Origin of the sequence: Proteiniclasticum aestuarii, from assembly GCF_017368455.1 — a bacterium.
GTDB classification, from domain to species: domain Bacteria; phylum Bacillota; class Clostridia; order Clostridiales; family Clostridiaceae; genus Proteiniclasticum; species Proteiniclasticum aestuarii.
The window spans coordinates 69038-85389 of sequence record NZ_JAFNJU010000003.1; the positions used below are offsets into that span (position 1 = coordinate 69038).

Here is a 16352-nt window from a genome sequence, read left to right on the forward strand (position 1 = left end):
AGGTGATTAGATGTGAGTGATCAGCACCTGATATTATCAAAGAAGTTCAAATCATTCCTGAAGTGCAAAGCTCCGGTTGAGTTCTTAGAAGGGACCACAGCAGCAGGTAAAACCACCGTGGGAGTATTCAAGTTCATCACTAAGGTCAAAGAGTCCCCCAAGAAGCTCCACATCCTCTCAGGGCTCGACAAGGGTACAATAGAGAAGAATATCATCAACAAGGATTTAGGTATCTTAGACATCTTCAGAGGCGTTGTAGAGTACAATCCTTCTGGGCGTGGAGAACATGCCTTACCGCATTTAAGGGTATTAGCTGATGATCCGGCAGATGAAAAGATAATCTATGTCCTGGGCTATTACAACAAAGAGAAGTGGAAGAAGGCCTTGGGTGGTCAGTATGGCTGCTTGTACATAGATGAAATCAACATAGCAGACATGGACTACGTGAGAGAAGCATCCATGAGATGTGATTATCTGATGGGTACATTAAACCCTGATGATCCTAATCTTCCAGTCTACAAGGAGTACATCAACTGTTCCAGACCATTAAAGAAGTGGCGGGCAGGAACACCAAATGAAATATTAAGCATGTTAAACGAGGAACCAAAACCCGGATGGGTGCACTGGTTCTTTTCTTTTAAGCATAATCACGGACTACCGAAAGAGAAGATAGATCAGATCATCCTAAATGTTCCTGTAGGCACAAAGCTCTACAAGAATAAGATCCAAGGTCTCAGGGGTAGGGCTACAGGTCTTATCTTCAGCAACTTCACCAGGCAGAGGAACGTTAAGACAGTAGAATGGATGAAGAAAAGAATGGAAGACAAGAAGAATCCATTAAGATTCAAGCAGTTCAGCTGCGGAGTCGATACCGCTTACTCACAAGAGAGTGATGACACCATAGCATTTATCTTCCAGGGCATCACAACCAAAGGAGAGCTGATCATCCTGGATGAAGAGGTAAGAAACAATAAGGACCTGGAGAATCCGATTGCTCCATCGGATACGGTAACAAACCTCATTTCTTTCCTGGAAAGAAATCGGAAGAGATGGGGATTTGCTAGGGATGTCTTTATAGATAATGCGGACCAGGCAACAATAACAGAGCTTAAGAAGTACAAGCGGAACAATCCATGCTTATATAACTTCATCAATGCTTATAAGAAGATCACGATCATTGACAGGATTCACCTGCAGTTAGGGTGGATATGGAGTAACAATAGAGCAGACTACATAGTCCTAGATCACTGTGTAAAACACATAGGAGAGCTTGAGAGCTACTCCTGGAAAGAAGATAAGTACGAACCGGAAGACCGTAATGATCATACAATCAATGCATCACAGTATGGCTTCATACCATTCAAAAACGTCATAGGGATAGGAGGTGCTAAATAATTGGGAACCATCAAAACATTGATATTAAACTGGCTGGGGATTAGTCCCGCACAGCCAACGAGCGTACAGATTCATGAGGTACTGGATCACAAAGGAACGGTCCTGAAAAATCGAATATGGTATAGAGGAGACCCTTCAGAACTGGATCAGTTCTTTAAGGGGATTGCACAAGATGCTGTCACTGAGGCGAGGTTCTGGAGCGCTGTTCCTTCAGCAGACAACAGAATACGGAAGATGCACACTGGTTTACCTGGTGAGATAGTAGATAAGCTGTCCGGCATAGTAGCTGGTGATCTTGATGGAATCGAGGTAGATCCGCAAGAAGACATAGAGCAAATAGCAGGTGAAGCACTTGAGAAGTCTAAAGAAAAACAAGAAGGTCCTAATCAAGAGCGATGGAACGAGATAGCAACTGATAATAAGTTCAGTGAGCTACTTGAAGAATCCATCAAGGATGCTCTTATTGAAGGTGATGGAGCATTTAAATTGACGATTGATACTGAGATTACTGAGTATCCCATAATCGAATTTGTGAGCGGTACTAAGGTCGAATATGACTATCGAAGAGGTAGGTTGTTCGAGGTGCAGTTTCCAGAGCATCACATAGTCAACAAGAAGACTTACAAGAGAGTTGAGGTTTACGGATATGGATACATCAAGTATCTGCTGTTTGATCTCAATGACAAGCCTGTGGCCTTTGAAGAGGTGCCGGAACTGAAGATTGAAGATGTATTCTTTGATAACTCAGTGCTCATGGCCATACCGATGAAATTCTTCAAGTCAAATAAGTTTCTGAATCGAGGTCAGAGTATCTATGATCGCAAGACTGATTCATTCGATGCGCTGGATGAAGTTCTTTCGCAGTGGCTTGATGCCATAAGGGCTGGAAGAGTTAAAACATACATACCAGAAGACCTTCTTCCAAAGGATCCTACAACTGGAGAAGTAAAGCGAGGCAATCCATTCGATAATCAGTTCATAGCTTCAGGCAGCTCTATGAAAGAGAATGCCAATGAAGAGATCAAACAGGTTCAGCCTGAGTTATTCTACCAGGCTTATCAGCAGTCCTATGCTTCATTCCTGGATCAGTGCTTACAGGGTATTCTAAGCCCTAGCACGTTAGGGATTGATCTCAAGAAGACAGATAATGCAGAAGCTCAAAGAGAGAAGGAAAAGACCACTCTCTACACCAGAGGAAAGATTGTTGATGTTCTAAATGAAATCATCCCAGCACTGGTTATATTGGCTCTTCAGGTAGAAGATATCATGAAGTCCCAGAAACCAGGCGAATATGATGTATCTGTATCCTTCGGAGAGTATGCTTCACCAGATTTCACAACAGTTGTAGAGACTGTAGGCAAGGCTAAGAGTCTGGGCGTTATGTCCCTGGAAAAGGCCATTGATGAGATGTACGGTGACACCATGACAGATGAAGAGAAGGCTCTGGAAATCGAACGGATCCGTGGTGATACCGGCATGACCCTTGATCAGGATGATGCCAAAGAGGATATAGATCCTGAGAAGGAGGGAGAGGATGACTTAGACGATGAAGAAGAAGTATAACATTCGTACAATCTTTGAAGAAATGGAACTCTATCTTTTAGCATCCATGGCCAGAAACCTCAGCAGACATGAGGGGGAAGAAATCAAAGAAGGATTCAAGTTTGAAATGTGGCAGAGTGCTAAACTTAGGGACTTAGAAAGATTCAGACGTGAGAACAAGAGGATCATTGATGAGTTTTCTCCAGCAATCGAGAAGACAGTCAAAGAAAGGCTCATGGATACCTACAGAAAATCTCGCAGTAGAGTACAGAGCGTTGTAATTAAGTTATCAGAGAAGCTCTCAGTGAGATTGCCGGGAAGCTTAGAACCTGTTATTGACGGCCTGAAGGGTGAAGAACTCAAAGAGACTCTGGAGAAGGTAGAAGAAGCTGCTAAGAAGTGGAAAGAGACACCTACTCCTATTGATGACAACTTCTTCCGGACGAACGATAAGAAGTTTGATGCTCTCATCGAAGCCACACAGAAGGACATGAAGAAGGTCAATACCTCAGTCCTTCGAAAGATGGACGATGTGTACAGACAGACAATATTCAAGGCTCAGGTCTATCACAACAATGGAGTTGTGGATCTGAATAAGGCCGTTGATATGGCCACTAAGGACTTCCTGAAGCAAGGGATCACATCCATCAAGTATTCCAATGGCAGAGAGGTAAACATAGCTTCATATGCAGAGATGGCTCTTAGAACAGCGAACCACAGGTCCTATCTAATGGGTGAAGGCAGCCGACGGAAAGAACTTGGGATAAGCACAGTAATAGTGACACCCCATGCGACAGCTTGCGAACTATGCAGACCATGGCAAGGAGCAGTGCTGATTGATGATGTCTACTCTGGTGGAAAGCAAGAGGATGGAGAGTATCCATTACTCAGCAAGGCTATAGAAGCAGGGCTCTTTCACCCAAACTGCGAGGACATCCTTGCAACATGGTTCCCTGGTATCAATACCATTCCTACTGTTCCAGATCCGGAGCGCTCAGAGAAGTGGTACAAGGAAGCACAGAAGCAGAGGAGACTTGAGAGAGCGATAAGGGATCAGAAAAGAGTAGTAGTTGGAACACTAGATGAAGAGAATATGGTGAGAGAAAAAAAGAGGCTCCGCGAACTGCAGAAGCAACTCAGGGAGCACTTGAAATACAATTCCCAGCTCAGGAGGAAGCCTGAGAGGGAGGGTTAGTCGTTTTTCAGTTTCTTAAACCCATCATCTGAAAGAAACGATTTAGTAAATCCGCAATTACCACATATGACAATATCAACTAATAACGCTTCGTTACCTTTATTCATTGGTGGATTCACTGAGTTGTCGATTACCATGTATGCATGTGGTGTTCCGTGTACTTTCCAACTCGTGCCACCACATTCTGAACAAGGTTTTGTTGAATATTTGTATATCCTGTCATTCATATAATTCACCCCCTTTCAAGTTCAATCGTACTACATAAGTTATACGTTTACAATTAATAAATAGAGGAGGAACAATAATGCCAGATATAAGAAAAATGCTAGAAAAACAGCTTGAACTACTACAGGAACATTCAAACATAGCTTACGAGAACAACCCCGCAGAGTTAACATATGCAATGATTGAGATTATTGATGTGCTATATCCAGAGGGAATTCCAGAAGCTTCAGTTGTAGGAGAGATGAAGATAAAGGTGTCAGTTGATGGATTTGAAGTTGAAAAGTTGGCATCAAAAAACAGTGCTCTTGAAATTCCGAAGGCTAAAGACTTGGCGATAGAGGGGCCAGGAATTGAAGCAAGGGTTAGACTCCTAGAGGATGCGGTATGCAGCCAGATTACTAAATAAATAAACCTCATCCACCTATAACACGGTGGATTTTTATTGTCCTGAAATAAGGACCCCATTACGTTACCGGACGTACAACCGGAACCCCGGAGATGCAACCTCGTACAAAGCGTAGGGAGAGAAAGGAGACAACATGAAAAGAGAAGAACTTAAAGCACTTGGACTTGAAGATGCAGCAATCGACAGCATTATGGCTATCCATGGAAAAGATATCGAAGCCAATAAAGGTAAGGTTGCTCAGCTTGAAGAACAGGTCAAGACACTGAACACCAGCATTACTGAAAGAGATACTCAGCTCGAGGATCTCAAGAAGTCAACTGGAGATGTGGAGAGCTTAAAGGCTCAGATCACTGCACTTCAGGAAACAAACACAACTCAGGCGACTGAGTACCAGACCAAGATGAAAGACCTGCAGGTATCCAGTGCTATCAAAATGGCCCTGACAGGCAAGGTTCATGATGCGGATCTTGTTGCTGGCCTCGTAGCTAAAGACAAGCTCGTCGTCAATGATGATGGTTCAATTATTGGACTAGATGACCAGATCAAAACACTCCAGGAGAGCAAGAAATTCCTATTCAAACCCGAAGACACCGGAAACGAAGGTGCTCAAGGTTTCAAGGTAGGTAATCCAGCAAACACAAATCAAAATCCTAACGCAGCTCTTGATGCAGCTGTAAATGCTGCATTTGGAATCGAATCAAAATAAATAAGTAAAGAGAGGTAATAACATGCCAAACGTAATTAACTATGCATCCAGATTTGAGAGACAGATTGAACAGCAGTACGCAAAGGAACTTACTTCCGGTGCACTTGCGAGAAACAAGAAGTACAACTTCATCAATGCCAAGACAATCCAGATTCCTACTCTAGCTCTGACCGGTTATAAGGACCATGCGAGAGATGGATCCGTCAACAAGGGTACTGTAAGTAACACTTACACACCTTATGCTCTTACCCACGACAGAGACATTTCCTTCTTTGTTGATGACATGGATGTTGATGAAACGAATCTGGTTGTGTCTGCAGCAAACATCACTGCAACATTCAACACTGAACAGGCTATACCTGAAACTGATGCGTACAGATACTCTAAACTGTACCAGGATTTCAAGGCAAATGGCGGAGTTGTCAAAACCACAGCACTGACTGATACCAACATCCTTGCTGAGTTTGATAAGATGATGGAAGACATGGATGAGGCAGGAGTTCCTGAGTCTGGAAGAATCCTTTACCTGACACCAACCATCTACACAATGATCAAGAATGCTGAGAAAATCCAGAGAACTCTTGAAGCTACTGGCCAGGCTGCAATCAACAGACATGTTAGATCACTTGATGAAGTTGAAATCCAGAAGGTTCCATCAGACAGGCTGAAGACCGCATACGACTTTGCTGAAGGTTTCGCACCTGCAGTAACAGCTAAGCAGATCAGAATGATGCTGGTGCATCCTGCAACAGCTGTCATCGCTCCTGTGAAGGTTGCTGATGTATTCATCTGGGGCAAGGGTCAGACTCCACAGTCTGCTTTCGGACACCTTTACCAGAACAGAAGCTATCAGGACCTGTTCGTGATCAAGCAGAAGGTTGCCGGTGTTGCAATCAATGCTGAAGCAGAGGCATAGAAGGAGGACTTTAGATGATACTAGCAGTTAAAGGCAATAGAGAAATCAAGATTGATGTTGATGAAAAGGAGAAGTACCTGGATAACGGGTACTCTCTTTTTGAGAAGAGTGAGGGCAAATTAACCTCACTCACTCCACCAGTTAAGAAAACCAAGGAGATGATCAGCCTTGAGAAGGAAAATGCAGAACTCAAGAAGAGGCTTGCAGCATTCGAAAAGGATGAGGCTCCTGAAGAAGAAAAACAAACCACCAGAGGGAAGGGCAAATAGTCTTTCCCTTTTCCCATAAGGAAAGGAGATGAAGGACTATGAGCTATGCTACCTACGAAGACTATGTTGAGTACGGAGGCAAAGAAGAAGCTGATGTAATTGACATCATGCTCGAAGAATCATCCATCAATATCAATAAAGCTTGCTATGGAAGGATTGAAGGTATCGGATTTGAGAATCTCACAGTATATCAGCAGGATCTGATTAAGAGAGCTGTCTGCACACAGGTTGACTTCGTGACCATATACGGAGAATTTATAGACAGCCCTATGTCAGGATTTTCAGCAGGCTCAATATCCATGAGCTTTAAGGACACAGCCAAGAGCGTTGGAGGTGCACTCATCAGTAATAAGGCTCTAGGGTACCTGGATTCAACTGGATTGACATCGAGGAGGTTATAGCTATGAGAGGGAAACTACCATGGCCAAGCTTTCTGGAAAACTCTACATGCAAAGTAATCAAGGAAGCTGATGGGACCTATGGGCCTACTGAAGTAGAGCTACATAACGGTAAGGCCATCTATGATCCTAAAGGCAAATCGATTATGACTGCAGAAAAGCAGCTGATTCATCTCACAGGTAAGTTTGTAATCAAAGGAGACATCAATCCAAGTGAACCAACTTTCAGAGGTTATGTTGAATACCAGGATTTAAAAAGGCAGATACATGAAACACTAAAGATCTTGAATCCTGACGGATCCGTTTATAGTACTGAGGTGATGCTCAAATGAAGGTTACTTCGAAGGTTGAGCTCAATACGCAGGCTATAGCAAAGCTCGAATCAAGCGCTAAAGAAGCTATGGAACTAACCATGGAAGCATTCAAGACTGAAGTCAACAATGCTCAGGTGGTTCCGAGAGACCATGGAGACCTGATGATGTCCACTGGAGTATCTTATGGTATCAATACCAAAGGTATGACAGGATATTTAAGCTACAACACACCCTATGCTAGACGTCTGTACTTTCATCCGGAATACAACTTCCGGACTGATAAGAATACCAATGCAAGGGGACGATGGCTTGATGAATGGATTTACGGACCTCGAAAAGACTGGCTTACTGGTGCTTTCTTACAGTTCTGGAAATCAAAGGCCGGAGGGGTGATCAAATGACAATAGACAAGTTTCATGAATGGATTTCCGCTGCTCTTCCTGGTACCTGGGACATAGGATCACTTAAGACTGGTGAGCAAAGGCTTGCTTTATATCCAGGACGTTCATTCATCAATCCTAAAGGGATAGGGCAGGAGACAAGCTACAGAGGCCATGCAATAAGGATTCTAGTTCACTGGAATAAGAATGTCCTAGAGGGTCAGATCAAGGCTCAGGAGACCTATAACTACATCAGAAGTGCTACTGGTGCAATCGACAGTAAGCGCATAATCAAAGTCGATATGAGAGATCAGGAGGCTATCTTTATGGGTGCTGATGATTCAGGAGTATTCGAATTTGTCATTGATTGCGAAATAATTATGGAAAGGTAGGTATTAAAATGCCAGGAGTATATCCAGTATACAAAAATGTTTTTAAGATCGGTAAACTAGGTTCAGCCAGCGTAAGTCCTACGGATTTTGTTGAAATTGCAGACCTAGAGACCTTCAGCCCATCCATTGATGGTACGGTTGAAGAATGGACACCAATGAACACCGAAGGCTGGGCCAGAGCGCTCATGACCGGTAAGAAGTTTGCAGTAGCTTTCTCTGGAAAGAGAAATGAAGGCGATGAAGGTAACGACTATATTGCAGGACTTGCTTGGAAAGATGGACTTGAATGTTCAACAAAGGCTGAATGGACTTTCCCTTCAGGCGCAAAGCTTGCTTTCAACTGTGTTGTTAATGTCACTACCCCAGGCGGTGGAGACTCCACGAATGTAGACGGTCTTGAGTTCGAACTTATCGGAGACGGTAAGCCAGTATTCACACCAGCAGTTTAAGAAAGACGGGAGGGTAAGACCTCCCTTTTTTTGGATTAGGAGGACGATTGTATGAAATACAAAGTAATCAAAGACTTTATCGATACTGCAGATCAGATGCATCACTACCTCAAAGGTGAAACCTATCCTCGAAAGGGTAAGGCTACTGCTGAGAGAGTAGCAGTACTGATCAGTAACAAGAACAGAACAGGGGCAGCGCTAATAGAAGAAGTAAAGGATGGGGAGTAGACATGGCAAAAGTATATGATATAGTCAGCAGGCTCAAGAATGAGAAGCCACAGGTAAGGCTCACTGAAGATAAGATTTTCACAGTATTCAACTCAAAGAACTCAGTTATCCTCATGAAGGGGATTGCTGAAGATCCCAAGATAGATGAGACAGAGAAGATGGATATGATCATAGAAGCAGGCTTAGGCAAAGAAGCACTTGATCTGGTCAATAGCATGGACTTATCTATGATGGAGATGGCCACCGTGGTCAATGCAATTATGGCAGCTGTATCAGATTCAGAACTGGAAGAAATCGAGAAAGCAGCTGAAGCAGAGGTTAAGAAGACAAGAAAAAAGTAACACAGTGGTATGACTTATTCGAAGACTGGGACCTGGTGGAATCATCTTTCCTGGAACAGTACGGTATCCGGCTTAATCAGGTAGATGACATGTCCTGGAAGGAGTTCTCAGCCCTTCTACACGGCATATCTGCTGAGACAGCTTTAGGAAGAATGGTAAATATCAGGGCTGAGGAAGACAAGGAAATCCTTAAGTCATTTACAGCTGATCAGAAAGCGGAAAGAACCAGATGGCGAACGAGTCAGGCCACACAGATTGATGAAGCTGATATGGAGAAAGAAATGGAAAATCTGGAGAAGATGTTTGCAAATGCATTCAGTTAAAGCAAAGAGCACCGATTATCGGTACTCTTTTAATTTCTGTTTTAATTCGGTTGCTTTGTTATAACCAACTCTGTATTTTCTTTGAATATATGATGTTGATAATTCATCATTCGCAATCAATTGAATAGCATTAGAGTTTGAAAGCAGATCTTTGATAATATCATCATCTGTAACTTGTTGAGCATTAGAGCTTCCATTAGCAAAGGATACTTGCGTGTTTTTAATCAGCGAGTACAGAACATCTCTATCCCACAGTTCAACGCCTATTTGGGATGCTAAAGCATGTGCTGATTTCGTGAAGTAGCTGTTTGTTACCACAATTGCCTTTGTACATCCGTAATAAACTGCACCAGAAAAAGCTTGTTGAACTGCTGAGTTACCTACATTTCCAGTGTAAAGCTTACATTGTATGGCGTAAATGTCTGCTCCTGATTGTGCTAGAACATCTATACCTTGGTCCCCGGACCCTTGAGTAACTGTAATATTATTAAAATTGTTCTGTTTCAGTATGTCTGCGAAAGCATGTTCAAATTGAAATCCATTAAGCCTGTCAATGAAATCCAGGGTGTATTTGTTATGTGGTTTTACTTTAGCTCTCTGAAATATATTTCTAATAAATGAAAACAATACAGACTCCCCCTTTTACACTAATAATATATCAGAAAAAAGAGGTGATTAAAATGTCAGATGGAACATCCGTAGGTAAGATTAGTTTAGAGGTTGACCTGCAAGGCGACATGAAACAACAGATCAGTGACATGGCAAATAACCTTGGGACCGCACTTAAAACATCATTGGAGAAGGCTACAAGCGGAATGTTGTCTGGGCTTGAGAAAGTTATCGGCACAGCAATGCAGAACATAAATACCTCGATTAATGAAGGTTTGGAGAAGATGAAGTCTCAGATGGACGGGTTCATCAAAAGCATCCAGGCAATGACTTCAAAAATCAAGGTTCCAACAAAGATGCCAGTATCTACAAATATGGTTCCGGCCATGAATCCAGTAATTCCGTCTGTAAGTCCAAGAGGCCCGCCAGCGATGGCAACAGGGATTAACGGTGCAGCGATACAAGCTGAAATTGACAAAGTAACAAGCCATCTAGATCTCGTCAATCAGAAGATTGAGCTTCAGAAAGAAAAGCTCTCAGGGCTTAAAGAAAGCTATGACAGAGCTCTTAATCCTAATACCAAAAATAAACTTGGAATGCAGATTAATAACACTGAACTCAGTATCATGAAGCTTATTGAAGCATCAGATAAGATGGGTTTTAAACTTAATGATCTTGATGCCAAAATGAATGGTACATCCCAGACCACATCAAAGTTAGGAGCATCCGTTAAGGTGGCGACTAATAAAATTAAAGAATCCACAAATGCTATTAATAACAGTATGGGACCAGTAGGAAAGACTGCAGATGTAATAGGTGGAAAGTTTGATAAAATGGGAAGAATGATTAATAGCGCTCTAAAGAGGGTCTTAATCATGGCCACGCTTTACAAAGTAATAAGGGGTTTCATGAGCTACATGAGTTCGGCCCTTGCTACTAACGAACAATTTTCAAATTCATTGGCTATTGTTAAGAGTAACCTTCAAGTGGCTTTCATCCCAATCTTTAACGCAATTCTCCCAGCTTTGAATACAATGATGAGTGCATTAGCTAGAGTAACTACGTATATAGCCTCATTTGTAAGTGTTCTAGGAGGTTCCACATTCAAAGCGTCCACTGCATCCGCAAAAGCCTTAAACAAACAGAAGGCCGCTATATCAGGTGTTGGAGCAGCCACAAAGAAGACGGCAAAAGAAATGGAGAGAGCCCTTGCAGGATTCGATGAAATCACTAACCTAAATTCTCCAGAAACACCTGATGCTGGGGGCGGTGGAGGTGGTGGATCGTCAGCACCAATAGTCTCGCCAGGAATAGACATGTCAAAGTTTGAGTCAGGTCTCAGATCCTTCCTTGATAAGCTTGATCCCTATCTAGAGCCAGCAAGACAAGCTTTAGATAGGCTCAAAGAGGCTTTTGAACCACTCAAACAAAATCTATTCGATGGTCTCAAGTGGCTGATGGATGAGGTGTTGATTCCGATTGGGAAATGGGTTCTTAAAGATGTAGTCCCTAAATTCATTGATATGCTATCAGCTTCAATCAAAATATTGAATGCTGTAATAGAGGTGTTGAAGCCCATATTCAAATGGCTATGGGATAACGTATTGAATCCTCTAGCAGAGTGGACAGGTGGAGTTATAGTAGCTGTGCTTGATGGAATAGTTGAAGAACTAGAAACATTAGCTACTCAGATTACAGATACATGGAAGCATGTTAAAGAAGTCTGGACAACTACTAGAAAATTTCTTGTAGATACATGGGAATCTATTAAGACCAAATCACGTGAATTATGGAACAACATTGTCCGCACAATTAAGAATGCATTCAACGGCATCCAAGAGTGGTTCAGTGGAGTCTTTACTGGAGCATGGAACGGTATCAAAAGAGCATTCTCAGGTGTAGGAAGTTTCTTTAGTGGCATATGGACCACAATAAAGAACACCTTTACTACCATCGGTCATGTCATCGGAACCGGTATAGGAAACGCATTCAAGACTGTCGTTAACTCGATCATCAGATTTGCCGAAAATACCATCAATGGATTTATCAGGGCAATCAATAGGGCTATCAGCTTGATAAATAAGATCCCGGGAGTGAACATCAGCAGGTTGGCCACATTAAACATTCCAAAGCTGGCAACAGGAGGAATGATTGAACAGCCAACACTAGCCATGGTTGGAGAAGCAGGTAAAGAAGCCGTTCTTCCAATCGACAAGGACAGAGGCGCTATGAAACAGATTGCAGATATGCTTGCGAGTGAAATGGGTGGAGGTGGTGGAGACTTTGAAACCACAGCTGAAGTAGACGGTGATGTACTCTTCAAAATCGTGATGAGAAGGCTTAACAAAAGAAGAAGACAGAAAGGACTACCAATCATAGAATACTAGGAGGTGGCAGTAAATGGCACTAATTACAGGACTGAAGATAGATGGTGTGGATATGCCATCTCCTCTTCCTTATGAGGTTGAAATCAATTCTCTTGATGGAGAAGCTGGAAGAAACAACAATGGTAAGATGATCAGAGACTTTGTGGATGATAAGATATCCGTGGCGCTTCAATGGGGAATGCTCACACAGGCTGAGACTAATCAGATTCTCAGTGCAGTGAATCCAAAGAAAGGGCATGTATTCTTTCAGGCAACTATATACACAGCTGAAGACGGAGAGTATACGGGCACTTTTTACGCCGGTTCCAGAAAACAGCCCATAGCATTACAGACAAGTTCAGGAACACTCTACAGAGGGGTTTCCTTCAATATCATAGAAAGGTAGGTGAGATTCATTGATCAATACATCTGCAGCTTTTAAGACTGCTATAAGAGCATCATCAAGAACAATAAAAGCAAAACTGATTCTTTCGGACATAACAATTGAACAGGTGAATCTTATTGATCTGGACTCACTTCTTTCAGATGAGGATGGTTTTATCATAGGTACTGCCAATATGGATGTTGCAAGGGTTGAGATAAGTGATGATCCACTGAATCCGCTGACATACAGCTTCGATGGTAAAGAGATTGATGTACAGCTCGGAATAGAGATGACTGGATCCACTTATGAGTATCACAGCTTAGGGAAATTCCTGGTTGAAAAATCAGACCGAAAAGACAACAATATCTCTCTGGATCTAGTAGACAGAATGTATAAAGCTGAAAAGCAATACTTGAGTGACTTAACATATCCAGCAACCTTGAATCAAATACTTGTATCAGCAGCTGCTCAATCAGGGCTCACACTTGAAACATCATCATTTGCCAATCAGACTTACATAGTCAATGAAAAACCTGTCTTCGAGGATATTACTTGTAGACAGGTTTTTGCATACGTTGCTGAACTTGCTGGAGGTTATGCCAGGGTTAACAGAGCAGGAAATCTTGTCATACGAACATTAGGCGCTACATCAGTGACGAACATCACAGGTGACCACTACATCGATTATAAACAGTCAGAAAGTGCACCCGGACTAATTGACCAGCTGATAGTTAAGAGTGGAACTGAGGCCGCTACAGCAGGCACAGGAATTAACATATACACAGTGGTTGATAACCTCTTTGTGCAAAACCCTGCTGATGTTGTGGGCAATTTATATGCAGCGTTATCCACCATTAATTACAAGGCCGGAGAGATCAACTGGATAGGTGATTTTAGCCTTGATCTGGGCGACAAGGTGACGATTGATGGCGAAGATACATATATCATCAACCGTAAGATAAAGTATGCAGGTGGCCTCAGAGAGATGCTTAGAGCACCAGGTAAATCCAATATAGAAAAGGACTCGACAGGTAAGCCAAATACAAACCTCCAGATCAATCAGATTAAGACACAGCTGAAGATCCAGGATGGACTAATCAATCAGAAGATATCTGAGGATGAAATAAAGTTTTCCGAACTCAATCAGGAGATCGACAACATCACAGCCGAGGTTGCCAATAAAGCTAGTTCTGCACAGTTCAATATCCTTGCAGATCAAGTGGAGACCAAGGTCACTCAAACTCAGGTTGAAGAGATGATTGATGCAGTCAATAGGGCTAAGCCCAACCTGATAACTAACCTTCCCGAGAACTGGGAACAGGGTACATTGAATGCGACAACAGGAATTCCAGAAGGGTCGCTATATCACATCAGATCTAAAGCATTCTTCCCTATAAGGCAAGGTCATGTGACCTTTAAAGTGTCACCGCTCTATGAAGCTCTCATCATTGTCTACGATAGCACATACGGCTTCAAGGAGTCTCACGGCTTCATCGGAGAGTTTACATTTCTATTGAGTGAGAATGCTTATTTTAAGGTGGTGCTCAAGCGAACCAACGGCTCTGAGATTGTTCCGGATGCCATTGGAACAGCTGAGCTAAAGGTAGAAAACAGTGATGCAGCGACTCAGTGGACTCCCTATTATGGAGACCTGACACTTGAACAACAGCAGGAATTTTATCAGATGGAACTGAACAGTAGCAATGGATGGACCGTAGACAGTGATGCTTTTACCAGCAACCTGACTGTGAGAATTATGCTCTTCAATGAGGATGTGACCACACAGTATCTAGCTTATCAATTTACGTGGTTCAAGCAATATCCGGGTGGAGCGAAGGTATCGCTTGGAAATGGTACATCGAAGACCATTACAGGCGCAGACCTCGAAAAGAGTGCAACCATCACATGTGAGTTTGAAATCGTGGATACCATCTATCTACTAGCTACATACAACGGAGATACGCTCCTGACCGTAAATAACGACACCCTTATGATTATCGGGGACTACCAATAAGGAGGTAAAGACGCATGATTAAATACTTTTGTGACTTCTGTAAGAAGGAAATCACTACAAATACTAAACCGGAAAAAGAAGTCGGGATAACAATATCGGCACTGAATGCAACAACAAACTCCCGGTCAACCCTTAAGGTTGATCATATCTGCAACGAATGCAATGAACTGCTCATAACAGACCTAAAGACTCGCGGACTCGAGGTGGTTTAAATGGCTGTAAAATTGACATCCGAAAAGGTCATGGTCAAAGACAATACAGATAGAGTCAAAAGCGCTGAATCGACAATAGTACAGCAGGCTCAGCAGATAGCACTTAGAGTAACTGAAGAGTCATTCAACGCTCTTGCTGGTAGAGTGACCACTGCAGAATCAAGCATTGTGCAGAATGCGGACAATATAGCTTTGAGAGTCGAAAAGACAGAGTATAACGGAGTAACGATTGCATCCCTGATTAATCAGACTGCTGAAGAGATCAAGATACTTGCAGAAAAGATTTCTCTTGAGGGATTAATCACAGCCAATGGATTCTTCAAAGTCCTTGGTGATGGAAGTATCGAGGCGGTCAATGCAAAGCTATCCGGAGCGATTACTGCTACAAGAATGGTTGCACCATCAAACAGCGCTTATTATGGCGAAGTTGGTGTAACAGATGGTTATATCGGCCTTGGACTATTCGATTTAACAAAAAGCCCAGAAGCTTACTTTGAGGTATTGGAGGCAGGGAACGGATTTTTCATGCGTGATCGAAACAACATGAATCGCATCGAAGCTACAGATACTGTCACTAGATTAAGATCTCCTAATGGGAATATAAGGCTAACAATCACTGACACTTACGTTAACATTATCAAAAACGGTAACGTTATTGGGAACTGGGGGTAAACAGATGCAAGATATTAAAGATATACAGCTACAGATTCTAGGACAGACAATAGGCACTCTACACGGCGAAATTGCAGAATTGAGAGCGACAGTGATAGTGCAGAATAATTACATAGCAACTATATCTAAAGAACAGGAGGTGCAAGATGGCGAACATCAAGATAGCGCAGCTGACGAATCAGACAACGCTTAGCGACACAGATTTAGTAATCGTGGAAACAGCTACAAGTACAAACAAGATGACGGTTGGAAAATTGAAGGAACTTCTTGGAATACAGGAAGGTGGGATAGAGGAATCAGGGAACAATGCAAATGGTTATTGGATTAAATTCAAAGATGGAACACTCATCATGGGAGCTTTGGTCAATGTACCGATGAACGACACATCAGTTTCAGGAATTAAAAATGCACCATTCCCAATTATACCTGTTTCAATTTATGGTGGTGGTCATATGCCTGACTATATAGGAAATGTAAATTACATTGATGCACTAAGAGGATTAGTAGTTGCTATTAATACCACATATAAGAGGTGGGATATCTGGCCAAGAACTCAATATTCGGGTTCAGCAAATATAAATTTATTCCTAATCGGCAGGTGGAAGTAATGAAATC

Annotated in this window: 24 protein-coding genes and 1 pseudogene; 23 read left to right on the top strand and 2 right to left on the bottom strand. The window is 42.4% G+C overall.

Annotated elements, in window-relative coordinates; all coding sequences use genetic code 11:
• Positions 1-12: 12 nt before the first annotated feature.
• From J3A84_RS04805 to J3A84_RS04815, 3 genes are read left to right on the top strand one after another with little or no spacing between them, the layout of a single operon-like run.
• Positions 13-1395 carry a terminase gene (locus tag J3A84_RS04805; RefSeq protein WP_207598875.1) on the top strand — a complete coding sequence of 461 codons (1383 nt, stop codon included), beginning with the start codon at positions 13-15 and terminating at the stop codon, positions 1393-1395.
• Complete coding sequence (locus J3A84_RS04810) at positions 1396-2958, top strand: capsid protein (protein ID WP_207598876.1); 1563 nt, start codon at positions 1396-1398, stop codon at positions 2956-2958.
• Positions 2942-4132: a phage minor capsid protein gene (locus tag J3A84_RS04815; protein ID WP_207598877.1), complete on the top strand. Its 1191-nt coding sequence runs from the start codon at positions 2942-2944 to the stop codon at positions 4130-4132. Before J3A84_RS04810 ends, J3A84_RS04815 begins: the two co-directional genes overlap by 17 nt.
• Here the strand turns inward: J3A84_RS04815 and J3A84_RS04820 are convergent.
• The gene (locus tag J3A84_RS04820) at positions 4129-4359 is read right to left on the bottom strand and encodes a hypothetical protein (RefSeq protein WP_207598878.1); all 231 of its coding nucleotides are present in this window, start codon (positions 4357-4359) and stop codon (positions 4129-4131) included. The two genes, J3A84_RS04815 and J3A84_RS04820, sit on opposite strands and share 4 nt — an antisense overlap.
• Before the next feature lie 77 nt (positions 4360-4436).
• Between J3A84_RS04820 and J3A84_RS04825 the strand changes: the two genes are divergently transcribed.
• From J3A84_RS04825 to J3A84_RS15290, 13 genes and pseudogenes are all read left to right on the top strand, one after another.
• Positions 4437-4763, top strand: a complete 327-nt coding sequence (locus J3A84_RS04825) for a hypothetical protein (RefSeq protein ID WP_207598879.1) — start codon at positions 4437-4439, stop codon at positions 4761-4763.
• A gap of 133 nt (positions 4764-4896) precedes the next feature.
• Positions 4897-5469, top strand: a complete 573-nt coding sequence (locus tag J3A84_RS04830) for a phage scaffolding protein (RefSeq protein ID WP_207598880.1) — start codon at positions 4897-4899, stop codon at positions 5467-5469.
• Between the two features lie 22 nt (positions 5470-5491).
• Positions 5492-6385 carry a capsid protein gene (locus J3A84_RS04835; RefSeq protein ID WP_207598881.1) on the top strand — a complete coding sequence of 298 codons (894 nt, stop codon included), beginning with the start codon at positions 5492-5494 and terminating at the stop codon, positions 6383-6385.
• Between the two features lie 14 nt (positions 6386-6399).
• Entirely contained in the window at positions 6400-6654 is a 255-nt protein-coding gene (locus J3A84_RS04840; protein ID WP_207598882.1) for a hypothetical protein, read from the top strand.
• A gap of 38 nt (positions 6655-6692) precedes the next feature.
• A complete protein-coding gene (locus J3A84_RS04845) occupies positions 6693-7055 on the top strand; it encodes a head-tail connector protein (RefSeq protein WP_207598883.1) in 363 nt (120 codons plus the stop codon).
• 2 nt (positions 7056-7057) lie between these two features.
• Positions 7058-7384, top strand: coding sequence for a hypothetical protein (locus J3A84_RS04850; RefSeq protein ID WP_207598884.1), 327 nt, complete (start codon positions 7058-7060; stop codon positions 7382-7384).
• The gene (locus J3A84_RS04855; RefSeq protein WP_207598885.1) at positions 7381-7767 is read left to right on the top strand and encodes a hypothetical protein; all 387 of its coding nucleotides are present in this window, start codon (positions 7381-7383) and stop codon (positions 7765-7767) included. The genes J3A84_RS04850 and J3A84_RS04855 overlap by 4 nt, the downstream gene beginning before the upstream one ends.
• The gene (locus tag J3A84_RS04860; RefSeq protein WP_207598886.1) at positions 7764-8138 is read left to right on the top strand and encodes a hypothetical protein; all 375 of its coding nucleotides are present in this window, start codon (positions 7764-7766) and stop codon (positions 8136-8138) included. Before J3A84_RS04855 ends, J3A84_RS04860 begins: the two co-directional genes overlap by 4 nt.
• An 8-nt stretch (positions 8139-8146) precedes the next feature.
• On the top strand, positions 8147-8587 hold the full coding sequence (locus J3A84_RS04865) for a phage tail tube protein (RefSeq protein ID WP_207598887.1): 441 nt from the start codon (positions 8147-8149) through the stop codon (positions 8585-8587).
• A gap of 51 nt (positions 8588-8638) precedes the next feature.
• A complete protein-coding gene (locus J3A84_RS04870; protein ID WP_207598888.1) occupies positions 8639-8815 on the top strand; it encodes a hypothetical protein in 177 nt (58 codons plus the stop codon).
• 2 nt (positions 8816-8817) lie between these two features.
• Positions 8818-9156, top strand: coding sequence for a hypothetical protein (locus J3A84_RS04875; protein ID WP_207598889.1), 339 nt, complete (start codon positions 8818-8820; stop codon positions 9154-9156).
• A gap of 35 nt (positions 9157-9191) precedes the next feature.
• Positions 9192-9284, top strand: a pseudogene (locus J3A84_RS15505) (Gp15 family bacteriophage protein); the annotation flags it as partial.
• Between the two features lie 24 nt (positions 9285-9308).
• On the top strand, positions 9309-9479 hold the full coding sequence (locus J3A84_RS15290) for a hypothetical protein (protein WP_242694008.1): 171 nt from the start codon (positions 9309-9311) through the stop codon (positions 9477-9479).
• A 15-nt stretch (positions 9480-9494) separates the two neighbouring features.
• Here the strand turns inward: J3A84_RS15290 and J3A84_RS04885 are convergent, their stop codons facing one another.
• Complete coding sequence (locus J3A84_RS04885; protein WP_207598890.1) at positions 9495-10106, bottom strand: restriction endonuclease; 612 nt, start codon at positions 10104-10106, stop codon at positions 9495-9497.
• Positions 10107-10159: 53 nt separating this feature from the next.
• Between J3A84_RS04885 and J3A84_RS04890 the strand changes: the two genes are divergently transcribed.
• The 7 genes from J3A84_RS04890 to J3A84_RS04920 are packed head-to-tail and all read left to right on the top strand — an operon-like array spanning position 10160 to position 16345.
• Positions 10160-12475 (top strand): phage tail protein, encoded by a 2316-nt coding sequence (locus tag J3A84_RS04890; RefSeq protein ID WP_207598891.1) that lies wholly within the window; start codon positions 10160-10162, stop codon positions 12473-12475.
• Positions 12476-12488: 13 nt separating this feature from the next.
• Positions 12489-12860 carry a DUF6711 family protein gene (locus J3A84_RS04895; RefSeq protein WP_207598892.1) on the top strand — a complete coding sequence of 124 codons (372 nt, stop codon included), beginning with the start codon at positions 12489-12491 and terminating at the stop codon, positions 12858-12860.
• 10 nt (positions 12861-12870) lie between these two features.
• Positions 12871-14853 carry a hypothetical protein gene (locus J3A84_RS04900; RefSeq protein ID WP_207598893.1) on the top strand — a complete coding sequence of 661 codons (1983 nt, stop codon included), beginning with the start codon at positions 12871-12873 and terminating at the stop codon, positions 14851-14853.
• A 14-nt stretch (positions 14854-14867) separates the two neighbouring features.
• Positions 14868-15065 (top strand): hypothetical protein, encoded by a 198-nt coding sequence (locus J3A84_RS04905; RefSeq protein WP_207598894.1) that lies wholly within the window; start codon positions 14868-14870, stop codon positions 15063-15065.
• Positions 15066-15737 carry a hypothetical protein gene (locus J3A84_RS04910; protein WP_207598895.1) on the top strand — a complete coding sequence of 224 codons (672 nt, stop codon included), beginning with the start codon at positions 15066-15068 and terminating at the stop codon, positions 15735-15737.
• Between the two features lie 4 nt (positions 15738-15741).
• The gene (locus tag J3A84_RS04915) at positions 15742-15930 is read left to right on the top strand and encodes a hypothetical protein (RefSeq protein ID WP_207598896.1); all 189 of its coding nucleotides are present in this window, start codon (positions 15742-15744) and stop codon (positions 15928-15930) included.
• Positions 15884-16345 carry a hypothetical protein gene (locus J3A84_RS04920; RefSeq protein ID WP_207598897.1) on the top strand — a complete coding sequence of 154 codons (462 nt, stop codon included), beginning with the start codon at positions 15884-15886 and terminating at the stop codon, positions 16343-16345. Before J3A84_RS04915 ends, J3A84_RS04920 begins: the two co-directional genes overlap by 47 nt.
• The last annotated feature ends 7 nt before the right edge of the window (positions 16346-16352 follow it).

Coding starts and splice junctions, on each gene's coding strand:
- J3A84_RS04815 (WP_207598877.1), top strand. CDS start 2,942: ATGAAGAAGAAGTATAACATTCGTACAATCTTTGAAGAAATGGAACTC.
- J3A84_RS04820 (WP_207598878.1), bottom strand. CDS start 4,359: ATGAATGACAGGATATACAAATATTCAACAAAACCTTGTTCAGAATGT.
- J3A84_RS04825 (WP_207598879.1), top strand. CDS start 4,437: ATGCCAGATATAAGAAAAATGCTAGAAAAACAGCTTGAACTACTACAG.
- J3A84_RS04830 (WP_207598880.1), top strand. CDS start 4,897: ATGAAAAGAGAAGAACTTAAAGCACTTGGACTTGAAGATGCAGCAATC.
- J3A84_RS04835 (WP_207598881.1), top strand. CDS start 5,492: ATGCCAAACGTAATTAACTATGCATCCAGATTTGAGAGACAGATTGAA.
- J3A84_RS04840 (WP_207598882.1), top strand. CDS start 6,400: ATGATACTAGCAGTTAAAGGCAATAGAGAAATCAAGATTGATGTTGAT.
- J3A84_RS04845 (WP_207598883.1), top strand. CDS start 6,693: ATGAGCTATGCTACCTACGAAGACTATGTTGAGTACGGAGGCAAAGAA.
- J3A84_RS04850 (WP_207598884.1), top strand. CDS start 7,058: ATGAGAGGGAAACTACCATGGCCAAGCTTTCTGGAAAACTCTACATGC.
- J3A84_RS04855 (WP_207598885.1), top strand. CDS start 7,381: ATGAAGGTTACTTCGAAGGTTGAGCTCAATACGCAGGCTATAGCAAAG.
- J3A84_RS04860 (WP_207598886.1), top strand. CDS start 7,764: ATGACAATAGACAAGTTTCATGAATGGATTTCCGCTGCTCTTCCTGGT.
- J3A84_RS04865 (WP_207598887.1), top strand. CDS start 8,147: ATGCCAGGAGTATATCCAGTATACAAAAATGTTTTTAAGATCGGTAAA.
- J3A84_RS04870 (WP_207598888.1), top strand. CDS start 8,639: ATGAAATACAAAGTAATCAAAGACTTTATCGATACTGCAGATCAGATG.
- J3A84_RS04875 (WP_207598889.1), top strand. CDS start 8,818: ATGGCAAAAGTATATGATATAGTCAGCAGGCTCAAGAATGAGAAGCCA.
- J3A84_RS15290 (WP_242694008.1), top strand. CDS start 9,309: ATGGTAAATATCAGGGCTGAGGAAGACAAGGAAATCCTTAAGTCATTT.
- J3A84_RS04890 (WP_207598891.1), top strand. CDS start 10,160: ATGTCAGATGGAACATCCGTAGGTAAGATTAGTTTAGAGGTTGACCTG.
- J3A84_RS04895 (WP_207598892.1), top strand. CDS start 12,489: ATGGCACTAATTACAGGACTGAAGATAGATGGTGTGGATATGCCATCT.
- J3A84_RS04905 (WP_207598894.1), top strand. CDS start 14,868: ATGATTAAATACTTTTGTGACTTCTGTAAGAAGGAAATCACTACAAAT.
- J3A84_RS04910 (WP_207598895.1), top strand. CDS start 15,066: ATGGCTGTAAAATTGACATCCGAAAAGGTCATGGTCAAAGACAATACA.
- J3A84_RS04915 (WP_207598896.1), top strand. CDS start 15,742: ATGCAAGATATTAAAGATATACAGCTACAGATTCTAGGACAGACAATA.
- J3A84_RS04920 (WP_207598897.1), top strand. CDS start 15,884: ATGGCGAACATCAAGATAGCGCAGCTGACGAATCAGACAACGCTTAGC.